Source organism: Dyadobacter jejuensis (assembly GCF_003149085.1).
Taxonomy (GTDB): domain Bacteria; phylum Bacteroidota; class Bacteroidia; order Cytophagales; family Spirosomataceae; genus Dyadobacter; species Dyadobacter jejuensis.
Genome location: NZ_QGDT01000004.1, coordinates 367,691 through 391,836 on the forward strand (window position 1 = coordinate 367,691; position 24,146 = coordinate 391,836).

The following is a 24,146-nucleotide window of genomic DNA, read 5'->3' on the forward strand; positions in this document are numbered from 1 at the left end:
CATTGGTTTAATGTCCCCACTAAATATTTTGAAATATTTTTGTCAGTAGGGCCAAAATGATCGCACAGGTATAGCTCATCAAGGTGCCTACCAATACATATTCCGATTTTTTGGTGATATAAGCACTTGGGATGCTTTCGCTCGCTTTGTCGTTGAAGCGAAGTAGGGACTTGGCGGCAATAAGGAAACCAATGGCCGAAAACTGGCTGATGAGTACGAAAATAAATATTAATAATCTTTCGGACATACCGATCCATCGACCAGCATTGGCCAAATTGTCGTCGGCTTCAGGGACGAGCCTTTCCAATTCGATCCGCCAGGGTTTCGTAAGCATCCCTACTAAAAAAGAGACCGGGTTCAGGCAGAGCAGCACCCCGGCAAGTATGGCCAAGTAGGTGGGTTGCCTATACCATTCCATTAAGTTGTTTATTGCCAGCTGGGTATGTCCTGTGAGTATCCCTGCCGCAGTGAGAATACTGAGCAAGTGAAGGACTTGGTCGGCTATAAACCACTTGGTGCTGGAAGTCCTGTCGAAATGCAGTTTGACCAGATCGATTATTCCATGGGCTATTGCTAGGCCAATAGCGGGCCATGGGTTGGCCCAATATCCCAAAAGCACGTATGAGGCGACTAGTACTACTCCAATATGGTAGTAAAAAAAACGAGACTTAAAGCTTTTGGCTCGTTTTTGAACGACCCATGTCGTGGGTTGCCAGTAAAAATCAGCCAAAATATGGGCGGCTAATAAGGCTAAGAGCTCGGTCATAGGCTTGTCGGTTTCAGGGGGAATAATGCGGGGAGTCGCTCTAAAAGGTCCTCTATGGCCCACCAGCTGGCTGCACGGGCTCGTTGGCTAGCTGCCGATTGGCTAATGCCCAGCTTGTTGGCAATTTGGGTAATGGTATGTCCTTGTAATAATTCCAATACCAGTTCACTCTGTCCTACGGTCCAGCTTTCTACTATGGGTTCCAGGAGGGTGGATATGACCTGTAGAAGGGGTTGGCTGGGCTGTGTGGCTAGGCCTATCCGTGCCTGATGATTCTTGATTTCATCGGCCAATTTGCCTGAGAGCCTAAAGGCCTCTCCATCTGAGCTTCCCGGGCGATCGGTGAGATGGTCTATTGGGCCGATCCCTATGGCTACTCGAAGATCGAGACTGGCCTGTTTGGCTTTTCGTGCTTTCATATAAGCCCTTCCTATTAAGGCCGCATGCATGGCTTGGTGGGGCTTCCTTAATACTCCTTGAAAGCTATCGCCCCGGTATATCTCTGGTTTTAAGGCCCAGTCCAGCTGGGGGAGTTGGCCTAGTATCGTAAGGAGCTCCTCAAGCCAGCTCCCTGTTTGTTCCGAGCTAAACTGAGTGGAATGAACCATGTCGGCGGTTATTACGGCATATTTATGGGCCATATGCGGTGGGGGATTAACAGGGATTTATAAGGTTATTAGCTTATGTCGATACAATATAAGGTTTTTTTCTAATGTAGTAAGGATATAAGGAAATAACCTTATGTTTTGGGGCTAAAGATCCTCCTGTACCCCCTTCGACAGTCTATTGTAGATGCTGCTGCACTAAAGCCGTCCATTCTTCCTGAAGCGAGCCGGCAAAAACTTTCGATCCAGCACGGCGATACCAGTATCCGGCATTCCATTCATCCCCCTCTACGCGGTGCAAGTAAGCATGGATACGGTCATAAGAAGGATTTCCTTCCTTACTCTGGGCTATTTGGTGGGCAGCTTCCCAGTCCCCATTCCCATCGTGCCATAAGGCTTTTAATAATGGAGGTAAGGTGGCAGGAGGAGTGGAGGAGGTCATACTAGCCTTAAATTCGTCGAATGTCATGGGATAATGGTCTAAATAGAATGGTTATTATAAGCTTAAAATAACGGGTTACATTCAGGAAAAACAAGTCGGAGGGGGGCGGATATTTACTTCTTTTGGCGGTCGAAGCGTAATACGGAGTCTCCTTGTCCCATCAAAATGGTAGTAGTAGTGTTCAAAAACAAGCCATGTTCTACAACACCTACTAGGCCATCGAGTTCCTGAGCTAAAGCACATGGATCGTCGATCAACCCAAAATCAACATCGAGAATATAATTGCCTTCATCGGTACAGAATGTCGTCCCGTTTGTCTGGCGAAGGGTTCCTCGACCGGCTAGTGCCCGTAGTTTGTTTAGGACCATACCACATGCCATCGGAATCACTTCAATTGGCACCCTAAACTGACCCAGTTTATCGACTCTTTTGGAGGAGTCGGCAATAATGATATTCGTTTTAGAAAGGGAAGCGATTATTTTTTCGTGAAGTAAAGCGCCACCACCTCCTTTAATTAGCAGGCCCTCAGCTGTAAACTCGTCGGCGCCGTCTATAGTCAGGTCAATAGCGCTCAACGCCGCTATTTCCACTAATGGGATTCCCTGCTCCATGGCGAGGCGTTGGGTGTGCTTGGAGGTGGGAATGGCCTTGATATTCATACCATTACGAACCAAACGGCCGATCTCCATAATGGCATAATAGGCCGTGGACCCTGTACCAAGTCCTACGATCTGATGATTGGTTATGAATTGGACCGCAGCCTTGGCGGCTAATTCTTTTTCTTGGCTTTGAGTCGACATATCAGCTAATCTACCGGGTATAGGTATGAATATAATAAAAGGAAAAGATGGAAAAAGTATAAATTGAAAGTACAATCGAAGAAAACAATATTTTTCGTACGAGATTAGGAATTAATTTGTACAATTCGTACTAACTTGTCACCCAAATACCAAATAAAAATTTTTGAACATGTTTAAACATTTATCAAAGTTAGTCTTTTGCTTTTTGCTGATGCAATATAGCTATGGACAGCAAACCTTCCCAAGAAATGGAGCTTACGATGAACGTGCAGGAAGATATGCCTTCACCAATGCCACAATTATCGTAAACCCGCAACAGACCATTCAAAATGGGACGCTCCTGATAGAAGGAGGAGTCATTAAGGCTATAGGACCAAAGGTAGCTATACCTCAAGGAACCGTAGTAGTCGATTTGCAAGGAAAATTCCTTTACCCTTCGCTGATCGACCTGGATTCCGATTACGGATTACCAGCCGTACAGATGCCAGCCCGGTCCAGAGGTAGGCAAACGCCTCAATTGGAGTCCAACAAAAAGGGGGCCTTCGGTTGGAACCAGGCCATTCAACCCGAGATAGATGCCAGTCTGCAATTTGTTCCTAGCCAGCAGCAAGCGGAAAGTTTGCGAAAATTAGGATTTGGAACCGCTCTTATTCATGCTCATGATGGTATCGTAAGAGGGAGTGGCGCCCTAGTAACACTGGCAGACCTGCCCGCTACCAAGGTGCTGCTACAGGAAAAAGCGTCGGCTCATTTCTCTTTTAGCAAAGGAAGTTCCACCCAAACTTATCCCTCTTCGGTAATGGGAGCCACAGCCTTGTTGCGCCAAACTTATTATGATGCCCAATGGTACGAAAAGAGCCAGCGGGATGAAGGAGACAATTTGTCATTAAAGGCTTTTAATCAAATCAAGAAACTGCCATCCTTTTTTGAAACCACAGATAAGTATAGCCTCTTAAGGGCCGATAAACTTGGGGATGAATTTGGCATCCAATATATTATTAAAGGAAGCGGAGACGAATATCAGCGCTTAGAAGAAATAAAGAATACCGGAGCTACTTTACTCTTACCGGTCGATTTCCCGAGTGCCTACGATCTGACTGACCCCTGGGATTCAGAAATGGTATCGTTGGCACAGCTCAAGCACTGGGAGTTGGCCCCAAAAAACCTGGCTTATGTTGCCGAAGCGGGAATCCCTTTTGCACTGACTATGCAGGGCCTCAAGCAAAAATCAGATTTCTGGAAAAACCTAAGATTGGCCATAGATCAGGGACTGAGCAAGTCTGTAGCTTTAGAGGCGCTGACCGTTCAGCCTGCCAAGCTCATAGGAGCCGAAAAATCACTGGGAACCCTAGAAAAAGGAAAAATAGCTAGTTTTCTGGTAACCTCATCCGACCTGTTCGAGTCGGGTACTATTATTTATGAAAACTGGATTCAGGGCCAGCGCTATATTTTGACTCCTACTGACCTAGCCGATATCCGCGGGACGTACAACCTCGTGATAGACAACCAGCCCAGCGGAAAGTTGAAAATTGGTGGAAAGGCTGAGCAGCCGAACTACAGCATTACTACCCTGGATAGTTCGAAAATCACTCCCAAAGTACAGCTGAAAAACGAGCTTTTAACCCTGTCGTTCAAGCATGGAAAAGACCAATCCGTAAGGCTAACGGGTTGGAAAGATGCTAAGGGATTCGTTGGCGAGGGCCTTACCGCCGATGGAAAGACCATCACCTGGTCGGCACCTTTGGTATCGGCGTTTGAGGCTGAAGCCCCAAAAGATACAACAAAGCCAGCTACAACACCTACGGGAGCCATCTGGTATCCTTTAGCTGGATATGGAAACCTTGAAGTCCCCCAGGCACAGGATGTCCTTATTCAGAACACTACGGTGTGGACCAATGAAAAAGAAGGGATCCTAGAAGAAACGGACGTATTGGTGCGTGGCGGAAAAATTGCCAAAGTAGGAAAAGGGCTACAAGTAGCTTCTGGCGTTAAAGTTATCAATGGAAAAGGGAAGCACCTCACCAGTGGTATTATCGATGAACATAGCCATATCGCCTTATTTTCTGTAAATGAAGGGGGGCAAAGTAGCTCAGCAGAGGTAAGGATGAGCGACGTTGTCAACCCCGACGATGTGAATATTTACCGCCAGCTGTCGGGTGGGGTTACCGCCTCCCAGCTACTTCATGGCTCAGCAAACGCGATAGGCGGGCAGAGCGCCATGATTAAGCTGAAATGGGGTGGGGGCCTCAAGGACCTTTTATTGCCACAGGTGAAGTCTATCAAGTTTGCCTTAGGGGAAAACGTCAAGCAGTCGAACTGGGGAGACGTTCAGCGCTACCGTTTCCCACAAACCCGCATGGGGGTAGAACAAGTGTACTTCGATCATTTCATTAGGGCCAAAGAGTATGCACAACAATGGGATGCTTATAATAAACTGTCCAAAAAGGATGGGGTCGTAGCACCACGTCGCGATCTGGAGCTAGATGCCCTCGCCGAAATATTGGCCGACGAGCGCGCCATTACCTGTCACTCCTATGTGCAGTCCGAAATTAATATGCTGATGCATGTAGCAGATTCATTGAACTTTCGGGTGAATACCTTTACACACATTTTGGAGGGGTACAAACTCGCCGACAAAATGGCGGATCGCAAAATCGGAGGATCTACTTTTGCCGACTGGTGGGCGTATAAAATGGAAGTAAAAGAGGCTATTCCCTATAACGCAGCCTTGATGTACCACGAAGGAGTGACGGTAGCCATTAACTCCGACGACGCCGAAATGGCCCGTAGGCTCAATCAAGAGGCGGCCAAAACGGTGTTATATGGAGGCGTCCCCCAGGAAGAGGCCTGGAAAATGGTGACGCTTAACCCCGCCAAACTGCTACATCTGGACGACAGAATGGGAAGCGTGAAAGTGGGTAAAGATGCCGATTTGGTCCTATGGAACGACCATCCATTATCGATCTATGCACGCCCCGACTTCACCATGATAGAGGGGGCCTTTTATTTTGATCGGAAGCTCGATGAGGCTAAACAAGCCGAAATGGATACGGAAAGAGCCAGAATAACACAAAAAATGATGGCAGATAAGGATCAGGGCAAAGCCACTCAGAAACCTCAAATGGTGAAACCGAAAATGTGGCATTGTGAAGATCTGGATGAAGCGGCCGAATAGCCCTTGAAATACCATCAAGTATATACTCTAGAGAATTTTAAAGAAATGTTATAATGAAATATCAAGCAAAAATTTGGGCAACCTGTCACCTCATGATAGCCAGTTGGCTGTTTACGGGGGCTTGGGCACAGAATCCCGCCCCGGGTATAACACAAAAAGGAGCTACGACCTTAGTAGGGGGGACCATTCATGTAGGGGATGGGACCGTCATTGAGAAAGGCGCTATTACTTTTGAAAATGGAAAAATCACCTATATAGGTAATGCGACCGGCGCCAAAAAAGGGGAGCAAATAGATGTGTCCGGTAAGCAAATATATCCGGGTATCATATCGCTCAATACTAGCGTTGGATTAAAAGAAGTAGCATCGGTTAGGGCTACGCTCGACTATTATGAAGTAGGAGACCTGAATCCTCATATTCGTGCATTGGTGGCTTATAATACCGACTCTGAGATCATCCCAACGCTGCGTTCAAATGGGATTTTGCTGTCACAAGCGGTTCCCGAAGGGGGAATCATTTCAGGCAGCTCCGCCTTGTTTTATTCCGATGGATGGAACTGGGAGGACGCTGTACTTCGTAAGGACGACGGGGTATGGTTGTCGTGGCCATCGTATGCTTCGACGGCCATACATACTCAAGATCAGTCGGAACTAACCAAGCGCAATGAACGGCGGCAGGGGGTTGTGGACCTACTAAAGCAAACATTCTCTGAAGCCAAGGCCTATGCCGAGTTGAAGGCCCCCATGCCAGTGAACCTGCGTTTAGAAGCCATGAAGCCCGTGTTAAAAGGCGAGTCCAATTTGTATATTAGGGCCGACTTGGCAAAAGATATCATCGAGGCAGTGAAGTTTGCCCAAAGTTATGGTATCAAGCGCATTGTAATCGCTGGAGGGAATCAGTCCTACAAGATCACTGAATTTTTAAGAGAAAACGACGTGGCAGTGATCGTTAACCCTACGCATCGGCTTCCTGGCCATCCAGACGAACCGGTGTATCTGCCCTATGCTTTGCCTGGCAAATTACATCAGGCCGGCGTAAAAGTTGCGATCACCTATGCTGGTGAATGGTGGAGAACGCGGAATCTGGCATTTTTGGCCGGCACAGCCGCTGGTTTTAGCGATATGAGTTCCGAAGAAGCTTTACAATTAATAACAAAAAATGCAGCAGAAATTGCCGGAGTATCACAACGGGTAGGAACCCTAGGGGTAGGCAAAGACGCCAGCCTTTTGGTATCTACCGGCGACTTGCTCGACATGCGTGGTAATGGCATCGAAATGGCCTTTATTCGCGGTGCAAAGGTCAATCTTGATGATAAGCAAAAGAGGCTTTACGAAAAGTATCAAGAGAAATACAAGGCCAAGTAAGCATCAGGCTTTAAGTGAGTGGGACTATATAGGTTTTAGCCTTTCACTGGTAGCATAAAAAAAGGGACTATGGATCTTGACGATCGGTAGTCCCTTTTTCTATGCTTTATATGACAGCTTTTTAAATGCCTATAAAAATGTTCGGCTGCCCTTTAAATGTTCATCGAACTTACGGTATGGTTGGATTGTAAGGAGTGGTTGCCCGCCATAAGAATAGCCAGTCCACCCAGCGAGCACAGGGCCATAAGGCCTACCATAGGCAGGGCTGTTTGGTTGTGCAGCATACTTACGCTGGCCGAAATAAACCCACCAGCGCCCATCCTCCAGCTACCCAACAAGGCCGAAGCGCTGCCCGTGTGTTTCTTAAATGGTGCCAAGGCCAAGGCCGCTGTATTAGGGCCTGTCAGCCCTTGCCCCATCAGGAATAGAAACATCGTTCCAATAAGTCCGTACAAATTGAACCAATGCGCCCATACTCCTATTACCAAAAATACCCCGATGGTACCTTGTACATACAGGGTCGTCCGGATGATTTGTTGGCTGGTAAATCTGCGCAGAATAAATCGGTTTAACTGGGTTGCCCCAATCATTGCAGAGGCAAGCAGCGTAAATACCCAACCATATTGCTCCTCATTGAGGCCATATTGGTTCATAAACACGTCGGAAGAGCCGGCGATATAGGCAAAAGGTGCGGCCGTAGCTAAGCCCCCTGCAAGGGTGTAAACCAAAAATTGTGGTTGCTTTATGACGGTAGCATAGCCCTTAAGTACTTGCTTAGGTTGAAGCGACACGGATGGGTCGGCTAACTTGCCATTGGGTAGGAAAAAATAGATTGCGGCGATCACTAGGCTAACCAATAGCGCTAGGATGATAAACAACCAGTGCCATCCCATACTCACGGTAACGTAGCCACCAAGGGTAGGGGCTATCATGGGGGATACGGCAATGACCAAAGTAAGGGTAGAGAAAACCTCAGCCCTTTTGCCAGCTGGGAAAATATCACTAACCAAGGCCTGTGAAGCTACCAGGCCTACACATCCTCCAAGGGCCTGTAAAAAGCGCATAAGGATCAGGGACTCTACCGAATGTGTAAAAGCGCAGCCGATAGAGGCCAAAACAAAAATAATTAATCCGCCTATCAAAGGGTTTCTCCGTCCAAAACGATCGAGCAAGGGGCCATAAATCAACTGACCAACGCTAATTCCAATAAGATAACTGGTAAGTGAAAGTTGTACTTTTTCTATGGTCGTTCCTAAATCCGTTGCTATCGCAGGAAATCCAGGAAGATACATGTCAATAGAAAAAGGACTGATGGTTGCTAAGATTCCAAGTATTAGGATGATATAGGAATATCGTTTGTTGCTCATGTGCGTCTTTATTCAAAATTATAGACAGCTAACTTGATAATGAGCTATTTCGTTCCTACAAAATTCCGTTTTCTACTTCAGATGGGCACATTCTTTGTGGGAAATAGGATCGGTACTATTTTATCTTTGATATCTATAAGGAATCAAAAAAAGCCCCGCCATCGGATCGATGACGGGGCCGTGGTGCATAGTTAACAAATATCATTTTTTGGTTAAACGTACTGCAATTCTTCTGTTCATGGCTCGGCCATCGCCGGTTTCGTTAGAAGCCACTGGGTGCTCTTCTCCATAGCCTTCCGATTCGATCCGTAAATTCTTGATTCCCAGATCGACTAGGGCCATTTTTACCGAGCGGGCACGATCGGTAGACAGCTTTAGGTTGGAGACGGCGTCGCCAGTATTATCGGTATACCCACCAATTTTTATTTCTGTAGTGGGATAGGCGCGCAATATTTCAGCTACGTTCTCTAGCTGTTCTTCCGACTCGGGTTTTAGTCGATCACTGCCCGTTTCGAAAAGCAAACGGTCGAACTCGAACCAAGTCTCTTTGTCAACTTCCTGATCGGAAGTAATGAAATTGACCAGGCTTTCTTCTACAGGTTGTCCTTCGGAGGCCATATTAAGCTGAAGGCCATTCACCGATAAAATGCGGCCCTCCGTAGCCATGATAGTAGGCTGTACCTCTAGGACCTCGGCTTGGTGGCCTCCCTCTATGGCAATATGCGGAGCAATTACCAAAGATACGATCGACATTAGTTTGATTAGGATATTCATAGACGGGCCCGAGGTATCTTTGAAGGGGTCGCCTACGGTATCTCCTGTAACGGCTGCCTTATGAGGTTCCGATTTTTTGTAAAAGGTTTCCCCATTAATAACTGCTCCCTTTTCAAAAGATTTTTTGGCGTTGTCCCAAGCCCCTCCAGCATTATTTTGGAATATACCCATCAGTACTCCAGAAACAGTTACGCCGGCCAGGGTTCCACCCAGCACCTCGGGGCCAAAGATAAAGCCTACCAGCACCGGGACGATGAGCGCTATAAGCCCTGGGGCTATCATTTCTCTAATAGATGCCTGAGTAGAAATATCTACACATTTATCGTACTCCGGCTTAGCGGTACCTTCTAGTATACCGGGTATCTCTCTGAACTGCCTCCGGACTTCTTCTACCATTTTCATGGCGGCTCGGCCTACGGCTGCTATAGCCAAGGAGGAGAATATAAAGGGAATCATAGCTCCCACAAATAGGCCCGCCAGTACATTGGCCTTGTAAATATCAATAGAGTTGATCCCTGCAACACCACAAAAGGCTGCAAACAAGGCCAAGGAAGTGAGGGCCGCTGAAGCAATAGCGAAGCCCTTCCCGCTAGCAGCAGTGGTGTTCCCGACGGCATCCAAGATGTCGGTACGGCCGCGTACCTCTTCGGGCAGGTGTGCCATTTCGGCTATTCCTCCCGCGTTGTCGGCGATTGGGCCAAAGGCATCTATAGCGAGCTGCATAGCCGTGGTGGCCATCATGCCAGCTGCGGCGATTGCCACCCCATACAAACCTGCGAACTCATAACTGATAAAGATCCCTGCTGCCAGAACCAAAGTGGGTATGACCGTCGACTCCATGCCGACCGACAACCCACCGATAATGTTGGTGGCGTGACCCGTGGACGATTGATTGACGATGGACTGCACAGGTCGTTTGCCCATGGCGGTATAGTATTCCGTAACTACCGACATGATAGCTCCAACAATAGAACCGAGCAAAATGGCATAGAAAACGTCCATGGCCGTAAACTCAACCCCGCGAATGGTCATGGTGGATTCAGGAAGCATCCAAAGCACCAAGGGATACGAAATGACTAGTGTAAGGAGTATGGAACCCGAGTTGCCACGGTTAAGGGCTCCTTGAACATTCCCTGTTTCAGAGCTGATTTTAACGAAAAGCATGCTGATAATGGATGCTATCAGACCCACACCGGCTATGACCATTGGCAGGAGAATGGGGGCAATTCCTCCAAAATTGTCGCCCTGAGAGACGATTTCACGGCCCAAAACCATAGTAGCCAGTATGGTAGCGACGTAGGAGCCAAATAAGTCGGCACCCATGCCAGCCACGTCGCCAACGTTGTCTCCCACGTTGTCGGCAATGGTAGCGGGGTTTCTAGGGTCATCTTCCGGAATTCCTGCCTCCACTTTTCCTACCAAGTCGGCACCGACATCGGCCGCTTTAGTGTATATTCCTCCGCCTACCCGGGCAAATAGGGCGATAGACTCCGCACCCAGAGAGAAGCCTGCCAAAACTTCCAGTACTTTTTCCATGGCCAGCCCATTGACGTCGGTACTGTCGCCAACAAACGCATAATATAGAATGATAAATAAGCCGCCCAGTCCTAGTACTGCTAAGCTCGCTACTCCAATACCCATGACCGATCCACCAGTAAAGGAGACATCTAAGGCTTTGCTAAGGCTGGTCCGCGCCGCTTGGGTGGTGCGTACATTCGACTTCGTGGCGATGTTCATACCCATATACCCGGCAAAAGCGGATATAAAGGCTCCAACAAGGAAGGAAACACCTATAAATACGCTGGAATTAGCTACCAAGGTTCCGCTATACCCTAGCAATATACTGACTATAATACCGAAAATGATGAGTACGCGCCATTCGGCCCTCAAAAACGCTAATGCACCAGCGGCAATAGCGTCCGATATATCTTTCATGGTAGGGTCACCCGAATCTTGTCGAATTACCCAACCTCTCTTAAAAAACATTACCAGCAAGCCAATTAAGCCCAATGCAGGTACTAAATAGGTAATATTGCTCATGCGTACACGTAAGGATTTAGTTAAGAAATTAATATTTCGTAAATATAGAAATTGCCAGTGCATTACGAAATGCTTCTGGATAAAATTTTGACTGATTCTAATTCTTTTTATGAAAATTAAAAGACTATTTTCGACCCTGAAAATGCTATATATTTGGTAATAAATGTATTGTGTAAGCGGGGTGAGATGGAATGGTTAGTTAGGATTCACAAAAAAATAAAGACAAAAAGCCTCTATTCCTATCAACAGAATAGAGGCTTTTTACGAATAAGGCCATCAGCGACTTTACTTTCCTAGCAAATGGTGATAACGTGCCATATAATACGGTAACAAATAGAAGGTTCCTTCATGCTCGGAATAGCCGTCTCCTTCGGTCAAATTAAGGTCGAAGGCATCCCGATCCTGACGCACATGGCCTCTTTCATCGATAGCTAGGGCAAAACCGTCGCTGCGCCATCCTTTTTTGGGTCCTTGGCCCGGAGTGGGATCCAGGGTAACGTCGAGCCGATGATCGTTGGGCATGGCATAGCCAATCAGGTCCAACGGCACTTTCTTTAGGTTCTCTGCGATATAAGGGTTGTGGTTGGAGGCTCGGTAATAGTCCCTAACCACCGAAGGAGCATAAAGGTGATTTTTGGTGAACAGGTCTTTTCTGTCAAATAATTTTTGATCCACCAAATCAGTGAAACGATTGGCCTGCGATTCGTAAATGATATCCCAAAAGGCATTTTTTTGTTTGCTCATATGCAGCCAAGCATTCTCTAGCGATTGTCTGTACATCAATAGTAACGAAGGGTCGGTTTCATATTTAAACAGCCCGTACATACTCATTAAGCAAAGATTATTATCCCAGGGCACCACGTTTTCGGCTGGGAAGTATTCCTTAGGATGTAGCGCAAAAATATGGTAATTGTGCCGATCACGAAGCACCTTGGCGGCATCTTCGTATTTGGAATCGCCTGTAATATGCTTGGTAACGTTCAGGAAGGAAAGCATCATCAAGGAGTTGAGGCCCCTCTGGTCGTAACCATATACGGAGTGGAAGTATTCTGGTGAGAAATCGCCCCAGCGAGTTACCTTCCCGTCGTAGTCGACGAGTTTGTAGCCATGTCGAAGCAAATGATCCATGATATCACCAACTACCGCCCTTACCTCCTGCTTCTCGGCTTCAGTTTCGGCAACCAGATCATAATAAATTCCATAAAAAAAGAAATGTCCGGCCAGTTCATCGGAGCTGGTATCGCATTTATATAGGTATTTACCATCTTTGCTTCTAGGAAAGCGAGGGAAGATGTCTTTCCACTGCGGGTCGGATAGTTGCTTCTTAGCGTTGTACGCTCTACTATATTGCTCATTAACGGGTTCGCGCCAATCAGTAGGGATTATGACCCTTGCCGGGAAGCCCGCTTCGGGAGTAATATCGCTCAGCCATTTACAAGCCTTCAAGCTACGAACGGCGAGTTCCTTAGCTTCGGCTTCGCCCGTCACCGCATATCGAAACGCCTGGGCGGCTCCATACATGGCCGTATACATGCCGTCATTATCAGAAATAGCCAATTGTGATGTGGCTAGGTTATAACGCTCTTGGAGTTCACTTTGGGCAATGAAGCCCATTCGATTATGACGCGTTTCTACTTGATTGGTAAAATATTCTGCTTTTTTTTCGTAGCTCATCGGAATGAATTCGATCCTTGAAATTCCTTGCCGCGTCGCGATCCATACCGTTCCTTGTTGGTCGATGGCCAGGTCATTTACATAGTCGTCCGGAAGCCAACGTTGGCTGGCTCGATAGGCAAATGTGTCCCCTCTGGCTATTACGACTCCTCTCTTGGTACCAAACCAAACCGATCCGTCGGGGCTAGCACTAGCACAAGTGAACTGATTATAAGGTAGTCCCTCTTTGCCCGTAAACAAGGACCACTTTCCATCGGATAGCCTGCCAACACCCTCCTGAGAGCCAAACCAAAGGTCCCCGTGAACGTCGACTACTAGGGCGGCCACTTGCCGTGGCGACCAACTATAACGTTCGTCGGAAGGTAGTATCCGCGTTAAGAGTCCCTTTTCATTATAGAACAGTCCTTTGGGAGTGCCCACAATCGTTTTTCCTCGATAAGTGGTTTGCGCTAAAATCTCCCCCTCCTTACTGGATACTTTGGGTTCTTTTGGTGCAGCCTGTCCTGGTATAAGGATCCAGTTGCCAGTTTCGAACTTATACACCTGTCCGTTGGCATCAGCCACAAGGTGAGGCGTGGTCTGGATGCGCGCTACGCTTCCAGCAGGTTGCTCGCCCATCGTTGTAAAATGGGTGGCTACCTCCTGGGTGAACTCCGGCTGCACCGGGGGCTGTGCATGAAGGGGTAACATACCCAGTAAAAACAAATAAAAAAATAAATTGCGCATTTGAACTCAGAATTGGTGTAAAGAATGGGTAGATGACACTTTAATACCTTCGGCTGTTCGAAATAGGCTATTTGGTCCCGTAGCGATCGGCAATACCATGTCAAAAGAAAGAGGGTGTGAAGAAAAAAAATACAAAAAGATAAAAATAATCTGTGACCAATCTAACATGCTCTAGTCTAAGGTTTATATAGGTCCAACTCCTAGTTGGGCTTTATAAAGGAGGGTTAATTATATAAAAGCAGGTGCTTTGCACCTGCTTTTTATTTTGAACGCTCTTTTTTGCCCCTAAGTTGAACTTGCCTTACATCGAATCCTGTTGAATAGATTTAACACCTTTTAAATCCTGATGATGTATCAATTTCTAGCCCTATTCTTCTTAGTTGCATTCCCCGCTTTGGCACAACAGCCCCCCTCTGACCCCTTTATTAAAGACGAGCTATTGCGATGGGAAAATGCCCGAAATTATACTTTAGCCGTTGTAGAAGCCTTGCCCGAATCCGAATTTGGCTTTAAACCCGTCGCTGAAGAAATGGATTTCAGTGCTCAAATAGTGCATTTGTCCGATAATATCCTCTGGCTAACCTCCAAATTTATAGCCCAGAAGCCTGCCTCTTTCTCTGCCAAGGATTATAATGGGAAGGGGAAAAAAGAACTCATTCAATTGGTCAATCAGACCTTCGATTATGCCCAGGCGTCTTTTGCTAGCTTCCCAGCGGATAAACTCTCCGAAGAAGTTGATTTTGCAGGACAAAAGATGACCAGAAGGAGAATCTTCTTTCTAATTAACGATCACCTTACCCATCACAGGGCGCAAATGATTGTTTATCTCCGTTTACAGGGTATTGCTCCCCCCAAGTATGTTGGTTGGTAAACAGTAAACTTGATTTGGAGCTAAGTTTACATGGACTGACAAGGTTGCAGATTCGGCGATGACTTCCTGACGATACCATAAATACTGGCACTTTTATAAGAATCTGTATGGGTATATGGGAAATGTCCTAGGTTAACAGGGTTTTGGTATAGTTTTTACGCCCTTCCTAGTAGTAGTTCTAATCGTATATTACGGCGATGTGCATTCCTAGGAGTGGACACGGCGTATAAACTGTTCGAATTGCTGAATTTATCACCTTTATTAATATTTCCGACGGTCTGATTTTGTCGGTATATCAATTTATACAAGTACATATGAACAACTTTATGGATACCCTGGTTTGGGGTAACACAGTCATGGAATTAGGGAAAGTGCTGCTACTTTTAGCACTTAGTTTTTTGGTTATAAAAATTTTTCAACTTTATATTCTAAGCAGACTAAGAAAGTGGTCGGCACTCACTACCACCACTTGGGACGACTTCCTAATAAAGCAAGTGAGCGATTCCGCAGTGCCTATTCTATATATATCGGCGGTTTACGTCGCCATTACTTCCTTGAAGTTACCTGAAAGAGTAGAGCAGATCGCCTATATCGCCTATTTGGTAGCTTTTGCTTATTTCGTGTTACGCGCTATCGGTGCCACCTTCCGCAGGTTTGTTTATACCTTTTTGGATACCAAAGACAATAGTGAAGCCAAGAGAAAACAAGCCAGTGGGCTCATAACCATCGTGACGACGATGATCTGGGTCTTGGGAGGGATTTTTATTGTAGATAATCTAGGATATGATGCCACCACACTGATCACCGGTTTGGGGATTGGGGGTATTGCCATAGCCTTGGCGGCACAGGCCATTCTGGGCGACCTCTTTAGCTATTTTGTGATATTCTTCGATAAGCCATTTGAAATTGGCGATTTCGTAGTTGTCGACGATAAAAATGGGGTTATTGAGGCCATAGGTATAAAAACGACCCGAATCAAAACCCTGAGTGGGGAGCAGCTCGTTTGTTCTAATACCGATCTGACCAATTCGAGGCTGCACAACTTTAAAAGGATGGAACGCCGCCGAATCGTATTCAGCTTGGGCGTAACCTATCAAACCACACATGAGCAGTTGAAGGCGATTCCAGGTATCGTGAGGCAGATCATTGAAGGGCAGGATGCTATTCAGTTCGATAGGGGGCATTTTTCTAGTTATGGAGACTTCAGCCTTAACTTCGAATTCGTCTATTACGTTCTAAGTCCCGATTATGGCGTTTATATGGATAAGCAACAAGCCATTTACCTCGATATCTTCAAAGCGTTTGAAGAACGTGGCATTGAGTTTGCGTATCCTACACAAATGTTATTTACACAATCCACCAATGCCGAGGTGACTCCGAGTAAGGAGTAAACACCTATCTGTGATATTCTCCCCCGGTTCAAAGGTTGAATCGGGGGTTTTTTGTATAAGCGAATCGAGGGGAGGGGGGCGTCACGCATTGCTTCAAGGAGCTCTCACAAGTAAGTATTCCGATAATATATTGGGGTTTTATGCTGGCGAAATAATCGGGAATGCGGATATTCGTGATTTATTTCTTTTGAAAATTTATTTATTCTATTTCCTATGTCCTTGCGTACTATAGCTGGCTTTGGCTTATTATTAGTAGTATTCGGTTGTCATCGTTCAGCGGTTCAACTCCCCGAACAAGGGGTGTCTTTTGAGCTCCAAAAGGAGCGGAAACGGCAATTGGATAGTATTCGCTATGGGGTGGAACTGTGGATTCCCGACAGCCTACAGGCCTCTATCCGGGGAATGTTAAAAGTTGATTTTCTGATGAAGGATGAGTCTAAGCCGTTGGTACTGGATTTTAGCCAGGATCCTAACTTTGTCGAAAGCGTTAAGCAAGAGGGGAAGGACTTGCGTTATCGGGTTGAAAATGGTCATATCATTATAGAAGAAGGACAACTTAACAAAGGTGAAAATGAAGTGGAGATAGCGTTTACAGCCGGCGACCTCTCCCTCAATCGGAATGAGGAGTATTTGTATACCCTCTTGGTACCCGATAGAGCCTCTACTTGCCTTCCTTTGTTCGATCAGCCCAATCTAAAAGCCCGGTACTCCCTTACGTTGCATACGCCTGCAGGATGGGAAGCAGTGGCGAATGAAGCCCTAAAAAAGCGGAAACAAGGAAATACCGAATGGACTTATCAGTTCGAGGAGACGGAGCCCATTAGTTCCTACCTCCTGGCATTTGCTACTGGCCGGTTTAGCAAGGCTACCAGGACCCTATCGGGACGTGAAATGACGATGTATTACCGGGAAACCGATTCGGTGAAAGTGGCTAGAAACCTACAAGAGATATTTGAGTTACACGACCAATCCTTACAATGGCTCGAAAAGTATACTGGAATCGAATATCCATTTTCCAAATTTGACCTGGCCCTAATCCCTTCTTTTCAATATGGAGGAATGGAGCACCCTGGTGCAGTCTTTTATAATGAGTCTTCCCTATTTTTGGATGAAAATGCTACCATAACTAAAAAGCTTGCTAGAGCCAATGTAATAGCCCATGAGTCGGCACATATGTGGTTCGGGGATCTGGTTACGATGGACTGGTTCAACGACGTCTGGCTGAAAGAGGTGTTTGCCAACTTTATGGCCGCTAAGATCGTTCATCCCACCTTCCCCGAGATAAACCATCAGTTAAAGTTTTTATTGACACATTTTCCTGCAGCTTATCAGGTAGACCGTAGCCAAGGTGCTAACCCGATCATGCAAAACTTGGGTAACCTAAAAAATGCTGGGACCCTGTATGGCTCTATTATTTATCACAAAGCACCTATTGTGATGCAGCAGTTGGAACAGAAAATCGGTGAGGACTTGATGCGGGAGAGCCTGCGCGAATACCTCCATCAATACGCCTTCGGCAATGCACGTTGGGACGATTTGATAGGGATTATCGATAAAAAGACTCCACTGGACATGCAAGCATGGAGCCAGGTGTGGGTCAAAACCAGCGGTATGCCACAGTATGGCCTACAGGTTGGCGATGGCCAGGTTCATTTTGCCCAGGTGCCCGATTCGGTAGACAGCCGGATATGGCAGCAACCGCTCAAAACGAATATCCGGAGTTTAGAAGGTTCAAAGATCCTGGATTTTGACCTTATCATGGGAGGAGAGCCCGTTTGGCCGGCTAAGCAGGGTGATCTGACGTATCCGAATGCCGATGGCAAGGCTTATGGGTATTTCCCTATCGACACCCCGAGTACTCAATTCTTCCTGAACCATTATTCTGAATTTAAGGATCCCGTTTTTCGTGGCGCCACCATGATCAATATATGGGAAGGCTTCCTGAGGGGGCAGGGGTTGGCTCCCGTACCAATGGCGGAAGGGCTGCTGACTGTAATTGCTCAGGAAAAGGACCCACTGCTGATCGATTATGCCCTAGGGGTTCTGTCTACCACCTGGTGGAATTTCTTGACGGAGGACCAGCGCCTGGCATTGCAAGTGAAACTCGAATCCAATCTTTGGTCGTCGATGTTAAAAGCGGAAGATAAAGGGTTGAAGAAGGCTTTCTTTAGCAAATATCAAAACATGGCTTATTCCAAAGACGCGGTGGGTAAGTTAACTGCCCTATGGAATGGTAAATTGGTCGTTCAGGACCTGGTACTTTCGGAGGATAACCTTATTTTTCTCGCCTGTCAAATAGCATTGCTGGACGAGCCTAGGGCCAGAGACATACTTAAGACTCAATTGGCGAAGGTCGAAAACGCCGATAGAAGGGGTAAGTTGCAGTTTATGATGCCAGCCTTAGACCCTGATGCTGCCGTAAGAGACGCCTTCTTTGAATCCTTGAAACAGGCCAAGAACAGAGAAAAAGAAGGATGGGTGTTGGCGGCTCTGGGCTACTTACACCATCCCTTGCGCCAACAGGCTGCGCTCCAATACATTACTCCATCCATGGAGCTCCTAGAGGAGATCCAGCTTACCGGAGACATTTTTTTTCCAACCCGATGGATGGACCACACCTTTGGTGGGCATTCCTCCAAGGAAGCTTCCTTATTGGCCCGAGCATTCCTAGCGGAGAACCCCAATTATCCACTCTTTTTGAAAGAGAAAATCCTGCAAGCTACCGATATACTCGATAGATCGGTAGCGATGCGTGGCAGTTTCGCGGCCAATCCTTAGTTAGAACATACACAAGTCTCCCGTCTAGCTATTCCTAGATGGGGGCGATCAATCTTCTTGCGGAATTTGCTCTAAGGGAATAAAAAAAAGCTAAAAAAGGGAGTTTGAGAACCTAGAACTTATTTTTATGGTTGGTAATAGCAATGAAACTAAGTGACCATATAGCCTTTACAAAGTATGTAATCCTGCCTCGTCGTTATGGATTATACAGAGCCTTGTTTCTCTGTTTATGGTTGGTCACTATGCGCTCCGAGGCTAGGAACCTCCAAAAGCCATCGCATCTTTTGGCCCTTTCTGGAAAACTGTTACTTGCAGTAAAAACGGAGCAGGAAACCAAGGGACTGGAAATAACATTGGCAGATCTCCCTCAAACATCGATTTTGGCCGAACTGGAGGACGATACCGCCAAAAAAGTGTTTTGGATAAATATTTATAATGCCTATTTCCAGCTGTTAGCCAGTCGTGAAAAACTAAGTAATCCTACCATCTTTACGAGTAAATCCATTTATATAGCGGGCGTTCCCCTAAGTTTGGACGATATAGAACATGGCATACTTAGGAAATATAGGGTCAAATGGGCTAAGGGTTATTTGCCTAAATGGTTTGTGGGAAAGCCTATCAAAAAATGGGCCGTAGAGCGGGTCGACTATCGAATTCATTTTGCCCTAAACTGCGGAGCCGCGAGCTGTCCGCCCATCGCTTACTATACTGCCGACAAACTTGAGGAGCAATTGAACCTAGCCATGAAGAATTTCTTGCTATCGGAAACGACCATCGTGGAGAAGGAAAAGAAAGTAGTTACCAATAAAATACTTTATTGGTACCAGGGAGATTTTAGTGGGCGAAAGGGGATCCTTGATATTATTTCTAAGGTGATGGAACAAGATCTGCGTGGGTATTCATTGGATTACGCTGCCTACGATTGGTCCCAAAAGCTTCAGAATTTTAGCCAATAGATAAGGATGCTATCCCTAAATAGTTGATTGCATCTCTTACAAATCGATTTTAAGATTAGTAGAATAAAACTTATAAATTGTATTATTTTAATATTGTAAAGACATAAAATATCTTCTTTTTAATATTTTAGCAAATATCGATATTATGGTACGTATAGTGAGTTGATACTTTTCAATTTACATATGAAAATGATAATATTGCAATTCTTTTAACTGACAATCTCCCCTTATGGCAAATACGCAGTATGATTTTGGAATGATTGGCTTAGGTGTAATGGGCCGTAACCTGTTACTTAATATGGCCGATCATGGTTTTTCGGTAATAGGATTTGACAAGGATCAATCCAAAAATGAGGCATTGGAACAATCGGCCACTCCTGGTACTACGGTAAAAGGAGTACAGGATTTGGAACAAATGATCGGTCTGTTGCAGACTCCTCGTAAAATTATGATGCTGGTTCCTGCGGGAAAGCCAGTAGATGATGTTATTGAGTCGCTACTTCCATTGCTGGACACCGACGATGTGATCATAGATGGGGGAAACTCGCATCATACCGATACCCTACGGAGGGTAGAGTACCTTCAGGATAAAGGCATACAGTTTATGGGTATGGGTGTTTCCGGTGGTGAACAAGGTGCACGATTCGGCCCTAGTATGATGCCTGGAGGTAATGCAGCCGCATACGACCTGGTACGTCCCATGTTAGAGGCCATTGCAGCAAAGGTAGACGGCACAGCCTGTGTTGACTATTTGGGCAAAAAGGGTGCTGGACATTATGTGAAAATGGTCCATAATGGGATTGAGTACGCCATTATGCAGCTCATCAGTGAGAGTTATTCCTTATTGAAGCATGGTGGGTTAGATAACGACCAGTTACATGAAGTCTTTAAAGAATGGAATGAAGGCAAACTACAATCCTTCTTAATCGAAATTACGACCGAAATCTTCTTGCAAAACGACGACAAAGGCTCTGGCAGGCTCCTAGATGTAATCTCTGATAAGGCGGGTAGTAAGGGGACCGGCAAATGGACTTCTCAGGATGCCATGGAACTGCCCGTGGCGGTACCCGTTATTGATGCGGCGGTCGCCATGAGGACTATTTCGAGTTATAAAGAAGAAAGAACAACGGCTTCGACGATGTACCCCGATCCTTACAAATCGTCACCCGCTTCTACCCAAGAATGGATTAATCAAGTACAAGATGCCTTGTACTTTGGTACTATATTGAGCTATGCTCAAGGGCTGGCCATGTTGGCTCAAGCTTCTATAGAAATGCAGATGGATATCCCGCTTCCTAAAGTGGTGGATGTTTGGCGTGGAGGGTGCATTATTCGTTCCTCCTTATTGGAAGTCTTTGGCAAGGCCTTTGCCAAATCGCCAACGCTTTCCAATATTTTGTTGGACCAAGAACTCGCCGATATCGTCAATAGTACCGTAGTGAATACGCGTAAAGTGGTCTCTCAGGCCGCCTTATCCGGAATTTCTACCAGTGCATTAATGGCCTCATTGGCCTATTTCGATGCCTATCGTTCCGAGAAAATGCCAACGAATTTGGTACAGGCTCAAAGAGATTTCTTTGGAGCTCATACCTATCAACGTACCGATATATCAGGTTCCTTCCATACCGAATGGGGAAAGTAACATACAATGACTATGCAAACCAACAAACGCCCAGGCCCGTCCATCGTGTTTATTTTTGGAGGTAGTGGCGATCTTAATTATCGAAAACTTACTCCTGCGCTTTATAACTTATTCTTGGATGACTGGATGCCCGATCACTTCGCCATTGCGGGGATAGGTCGTAGCCCTTATTCCAATGACGCCTATAGAGAGCACCTTTTGGAAGGTATTACTAAATTTTCGAGACGAAAGGGAAAACAAAATGGCCACTGGAAAGACTTCAAGGAGCATGTGAGCTATTTACAAATGGACGGCGACGACGAAAAAGCCTACCATCTGATCACCGATATGGTCAAAGAGAAAGAACTAGAATGGGGAATCCATCCGAATGTGATTTTTTATCTGGCCGTCGCTCCTCAGTTGGTGCCATCTATCGCCTCCAAGTTAGGAGCCCTCAAAATCTGCTCCGACACCAGCAGTACTCGCATCGTCGTGGAGAAGCCCTTCGGGCATGACTTGGCGAGTGCGCATGAGCTGAATGCCTTGCTAACCGGTATGTTTGCCGAGGAACAGATATTCCGGATCGATCATTATTTAGGTAAGGAAACCGTTCAGAATATCCTAGCACTGCGCTTTGCCAATGCACTTTTTGAGCCGGTGTGGAATCGTAACTACATCGACCATGTTCAGATCACTGCAGCCGAAAGTGTAGGTTTGGAGGGGCGTGGAGGATACTTTGAGCATTCGGGGGCACTCCGGGATATGGTTCAGAATCATATCTTGCAGATCCTCTGTATGGTGGCTATGGAAGCGCCCGTATCCTTTGAAGCCAACGAAATAAGAAATAAAAAAGTGGATGTGCTCAATGCCATTCGCCGAATCCAACACCACGAGGTCCACGACTTTGCCGTACGAGGACAATATGGGCCTGGCTGGAAAAAGGGGAACGAGGTAGTAGGCTATCGTCAAGAAAATGGCGTCAACCCGCAATCTTCCACTGAGACATTTGCCGCCGCCAAGTTCTATATCGACAACTGGAGATGGCAAGGGGTCCCGTTCTATGTGCGGACAGGGAAGTATCTGAACCAAAAGGATACCCATATTACCATCCAATTCAAGCCAGCTCCCCATTATGCCTTTCCGTCCGAGTCGGCCGATAGCTGGAGGTCCAATAGGTTGACGATCAGCATTCAACCCAATATGGATATCAGCATACGCTTTCAGGTAAAGCGACCCGGCCAGAGTATGAACCTGGATCCGGTCGACATGAAGTTTGGGTATGAGGAATCTGGAGGCGAGCATGCACCAGAGGCCTATGAAACCTTATTGTTGGACGTGATGGAGGGGGATGCCACCTTGTTTATGAGAGCCGATCAGGTAGAGTCGGCCTGGAAAGTAATAATGCCTATCCTAGAAACTTGGGAAGGTCGCAAGCCTCAGGATTTTCCAAATTATGCTCCCGATAGCTGGGGGCCCGACGACGCCGATGCCCTTTTGGCTCGCGATGGGCATAGCTGGATCAATACCGTACAAAACAATGCCTAAATGAAGCATATTAAAACATTTGAAGATACTGCAAGCCTTAACGAAGCTTTGGCTATTTTTATAGACCAGGATATTAAAAACGTTCTGGCTCAAAAACCAATTTATACCTTTGTTTTGTCGGGTGGCAGCACGCCAAAACAACTTTTTAGAATATTGGCCAACGAGCCTTATAAAAATAGCATTCCTTGGGAAAAAATTCATTTCTTTTGGGGAGACGAACGGTTCGTTCCGTATAACGACGAGCGCAATAATGCAAAAATGGCGTTCGACGAACTATTAAGCCTAGTTCCTGTAAGGCCCGACCAGGTGCATCGCATGCAAACGGAGCTATCTCCCGCAGAGGCCGTTGCCGATTATACCCAAGTATTAAAAGGCTATTTTAAAGAAACTGGGCCTACTTTCGACTTGGTACTTCTGGGTATGGGAGAGGACGGCCATACCTTGTCGCTTTTTCCTGGTACCGAGGTCATAGAGGAAAAAGATAAATGGGTGGATAGCTATTTTTTGGAGCCTCAACAGATGGTAAGGATCACCTTGACGGCCCCTATCGTCAATCGAGCGGCTACCGTGGCCTTCGCCCTGGCGGGAGCGGGTAAAGCTCCAGCGTTAAAGGAAGTGCTAGAAGGGCCGCCTAACAGGACCCAATATCCCTCACAGATTATTAACCCGGAGCGTGGAAACTTGCTGTGGTTTATTGATAAAAATGCTTCTAGCTTACTTTCTAAAGCATAGGGGAAATTCATTTTAGGGAAATATAAAAAGCAGTCAAACATCAAATTTGGCTGCTTTTTTAGTACTAGAAATCTCAGCTAGGCATTTTTTGAAGATTCATCTTGGCAATGTACCGCAAGCCAAAATTTGCATATGGCACGCAACATACTCTTCAGTCCTTCGAAACTCGACGGTTTGACCAAATAGGAATTAGCACCAAACTCATAGGCCGAATAGATATCGTCGGGAGCGTTGGAAGTGCTGAAAATGATGATCGGGATATCATCCCAGACTTTTTTGGTCCTAAGTAGTTTTAATACCTCTCTGCCGTCCCTTTTAGGCATATTAAGATCTAGAAGTAAAAGGGCAGGGTATTGGTCAGGCTCTATTTCTAGCAAATACTCTAAAAGGTTTTCACCATCTTCAAAAAAAACCAGCGGATTTTTTATTTGAATGTCTTCTAAGGCAGCCTGGACTAAAAATCGATCGTCGGCATCGTCATCTGCCATTAAAATCTGCCTCTCGTTCATATGGTGATTT

General features: G+C 46.2%; 17 protein-coding genes. 9 read left to right on the forward strand and 8 right to left on the reverse strand.

All coding sequences use genetic code 11. The annotated features are described in order from the left end of the window. Nucleotides 1-19: 19 nt before the first annotated feature. The 4 genes from CLV98_RS10735 to rpiA all read right to left on the reverse strand — a co-directional run bounded on the left by CLV98_RS10735 (nt 20) and on the right by rpiA (nt 2,613). The gene (locus tag CLV98_RS10735; RefSeq protein ID WP_109674310.1) at nt 20-766 is read right to left on the reverse strand and encodes a DUF3307 domain-containing protein; all 747 of its coding nucleotides are present in this window, start codon (nt 764-766) and stop codon (nt 20-22) included. After that, a complete protein-coding gene (locus tag CLV98_RS10740; RefSeq protein ID WP_109674311.1) occupies nt 763-1,407 on the reverse strand; it encodes a hypothetical protein in 645 nt (214 codons plus the stop codon). Before CLV98_RS10740 ends, CLV98_RS10735 begins: the two co-directional genes overlap by 4 nt. Nucleotides 1,408-1,549: 142 nt before the next feature. Next, nucleotides 1,550-1,840: a hypothetical protein gene (locus CLV98_RS10745; protein ID WP_109674312.1), complete on the reverse strand. Its 291-nt coding sequence runs from the start codon at nt 1,838-1,840 to the stop codon at nt 1,550-1,552. Nucleotides 1,841-1,926: 86 nt separating this feature from the next. After that, nucleotides 1,927-2,613 carry a ribose-5-phosphate isomerase RpiA gene (gene rpiA / locus CLV98_RS10750; protein ID WP_109674313.1) on the reverse strand — a complete coding sequence of 229 codons (687 nt, stop codon included), beginning with the start codon at nt 2,611-2,613 and terminating at the stop codon, nt 1,927-1,929. Nucleotides 2,614-2,782: 169 nt separating this feature from the next. Here rpiA and CLV98_RS10755 point away from each other — a divergent pair, with 169 nt between their 5' ends. Both CLV98_RS10755 and CLV98_RS10760 read left to right on the forward strand, forming a co-directional pair. Further along, nucleotides 2,783-5,788, forward strand: coding sequence for an amidohydrolase family protein (locus CLV98_RS10755; protein ID WP_109674314.1), 3,006 nt, complete (start codon nt 2,783-2,785; stop codon nt 5,786-5,788). 53 nt (nt 5,789-5,841) lie between these two features. Continuing rightward, on the forward strand, nt 5,842-7,152 hold the full coding sequence (locus tag CLV98_RS10760) for an amidohydrolase family protein (RefSeq protein ID WP_229203311.1): 1,311 nt from the start codon (nt 5,842-5,844) through the stop codon (nt 7,150-7,152). 152 nt (nt 7,153-7,304) lie between these two features. Here the strand turns inward: CLV98_RS10760 and CLV98_RS10765 are convergent, their stop codons facing one another. From CLV98_RS10765 to CLV98_RS10775, 3 genes are all read right to left on the reverse strand, one after another. Then, nucleotides 7,305-8,519, reverse strand: a complete 1,215-nt coding sequence (locus CLV98_RS10765) for a multidrug effflux MFS transporter (RefSeq protein ID WP_109674315.1) — start codon at nt 8,517-8,519, stop codon at nt 7,305-7,307. 201 nt (nt 8,520-8,720) lie between these two features. Next, the gene (locus CLV98_RS10770) at nt 8,721-11,333 is read right to left on the reverse strand and encodes a sodium-translocating pyrophosphatase (protein WP_109674316.1); all 2,613 of its coding nucleotides are present in this window, start codon (nt 11,331-11,333) and stop codon (nt 8,721-8,723) included. Nucleotides 11,334-11,618: 285 nt separating this feature from the next. Then, complete coding sequence (locus tag CLV98_RS10775; RefSeq protein WP_109674317.1) at nt 11,619-13,733, reverse strand: two-component regulator propeller domain-containing protein; 2,115 nt, start codon at nt 13,731-13,733, stop codon at nt 11,619-11,621. A gap of 346 nt (nt 13,734-14,079) precedes the next feature. Here CLV98_RS10775 and CLV98_RS10780 point away from each other — a divergent pair, with 346 nt between their 5' ends. The 7 genes from CLV98_RS10780 to pgl all read left to right on the forward strand — a co-directional run bounded on the left by CLV98_RS10780 (nt 14,080) and on the right by pgl (nt 23,627). Further along, nucleotides 14,080-14,604 (forward strand): DinB family protein, encoded by a 525-nt coding sequence (locus tag CLV98_RS10780; RefSeq protein WP_109674318.1) that lies wholly within the window; start codon nt 14,080-14,082, stop codon nt 14,602-14,604. Nucleotides 14,605-14,918: 314 nt separating this feature from the next. Further along, nucleotides 14,919-15,995, forward strand: coding sequence for a mechanosensitive ion channel family protein (locus tag CLV98_RS10785; RefSeq protein ID WP_109674446.1), 1,077 nt, complete (start codon nt 14,919-14,921; stop codon nt 15,993-15,995). 213 nt (nt 15,996-16,208) lie between these two features. Further along, the gene (locus CLV98_RS10790) at nt 16,209-18,773 is read left to right on the forward strand and encodes a M1 family aminopeptidase (RefSeq protein ID WP_109674319.1); all 2,565 of its coding nucleotides are present in this window, start codon (nt 16,209-16,211) and stop codon (nt 18,771-18,773) included. 143 nt (nt 18,774-18,916) lie between these two features. Beyond that, nucleotides 18,917-19,729 (forward strand): DUF547 domain-containing protein, encoded by an 813-nt coding sequence (locus tag CLV98_RS10795; protein WP_109674320.1) that lies wholly within the window; start codon nt 18,917-18,919, stop codon nt 19,727-19,729. A 229-nt stretch (nt 19,730-19,958) separates the two neighbouring features. Then, nucleotides 19,959-21,371 carry an NADP-dependent phosphogluconate dehydrogenase gene (gene gnd / locus CLV98_RS10800; RefSeq protein ID WP_109674321.1) on the forward strand — a complete coding sequence of 471 codons (1,413 nt, stop codon included), beginning with the start codon at nt 19,959-19,961 and terminating at the stop codon, nt 21,369-21,371. Nucleotides 21,372-21,383: 12 nt separating this feature from the next. Next, nucleotides 21,384-22,895 (forward strand): glucose-6-phosphate dehydrogenase, encoded by a 1,512-nt coding sequence (gene zwf, locus CLV98_RS10805; RefSeq protein WP_109674322.1) that lies wholly within the window; start codon nt 21,384-21,386, stop codon nt 22,893-22,895. Next, on the forward strand, nt 22,896-23,627 hold the full coding sequence (gene pgl, locus CLV98_RS10810; protein ID WP_109674323.1) for a 6-phosphogluconolactonase: 732 nt from the start codon (nt 22,896-22,898) through the stop codon (nt 23,625-23,627). A 77-nt stretch (nt 23,628-23,704) separates the two neighbouring features. Here the strand turns inward: pgl and CLV98_RS10815 are convergent, their stop codons facing one another. Beyond that, nucleotides 23,705-24,136 (reverse strand): response regulator, encoded by a 432-nt coding sequence (locus CLV98_RS10815; protein ID WP_109674324.1) that lies wholly within the window; start codon nt 24,134-24,136, stop codon nt 23,705-23,707. Nucleotides 24,137-24,146: the final 10 nt, after the last annotated feature.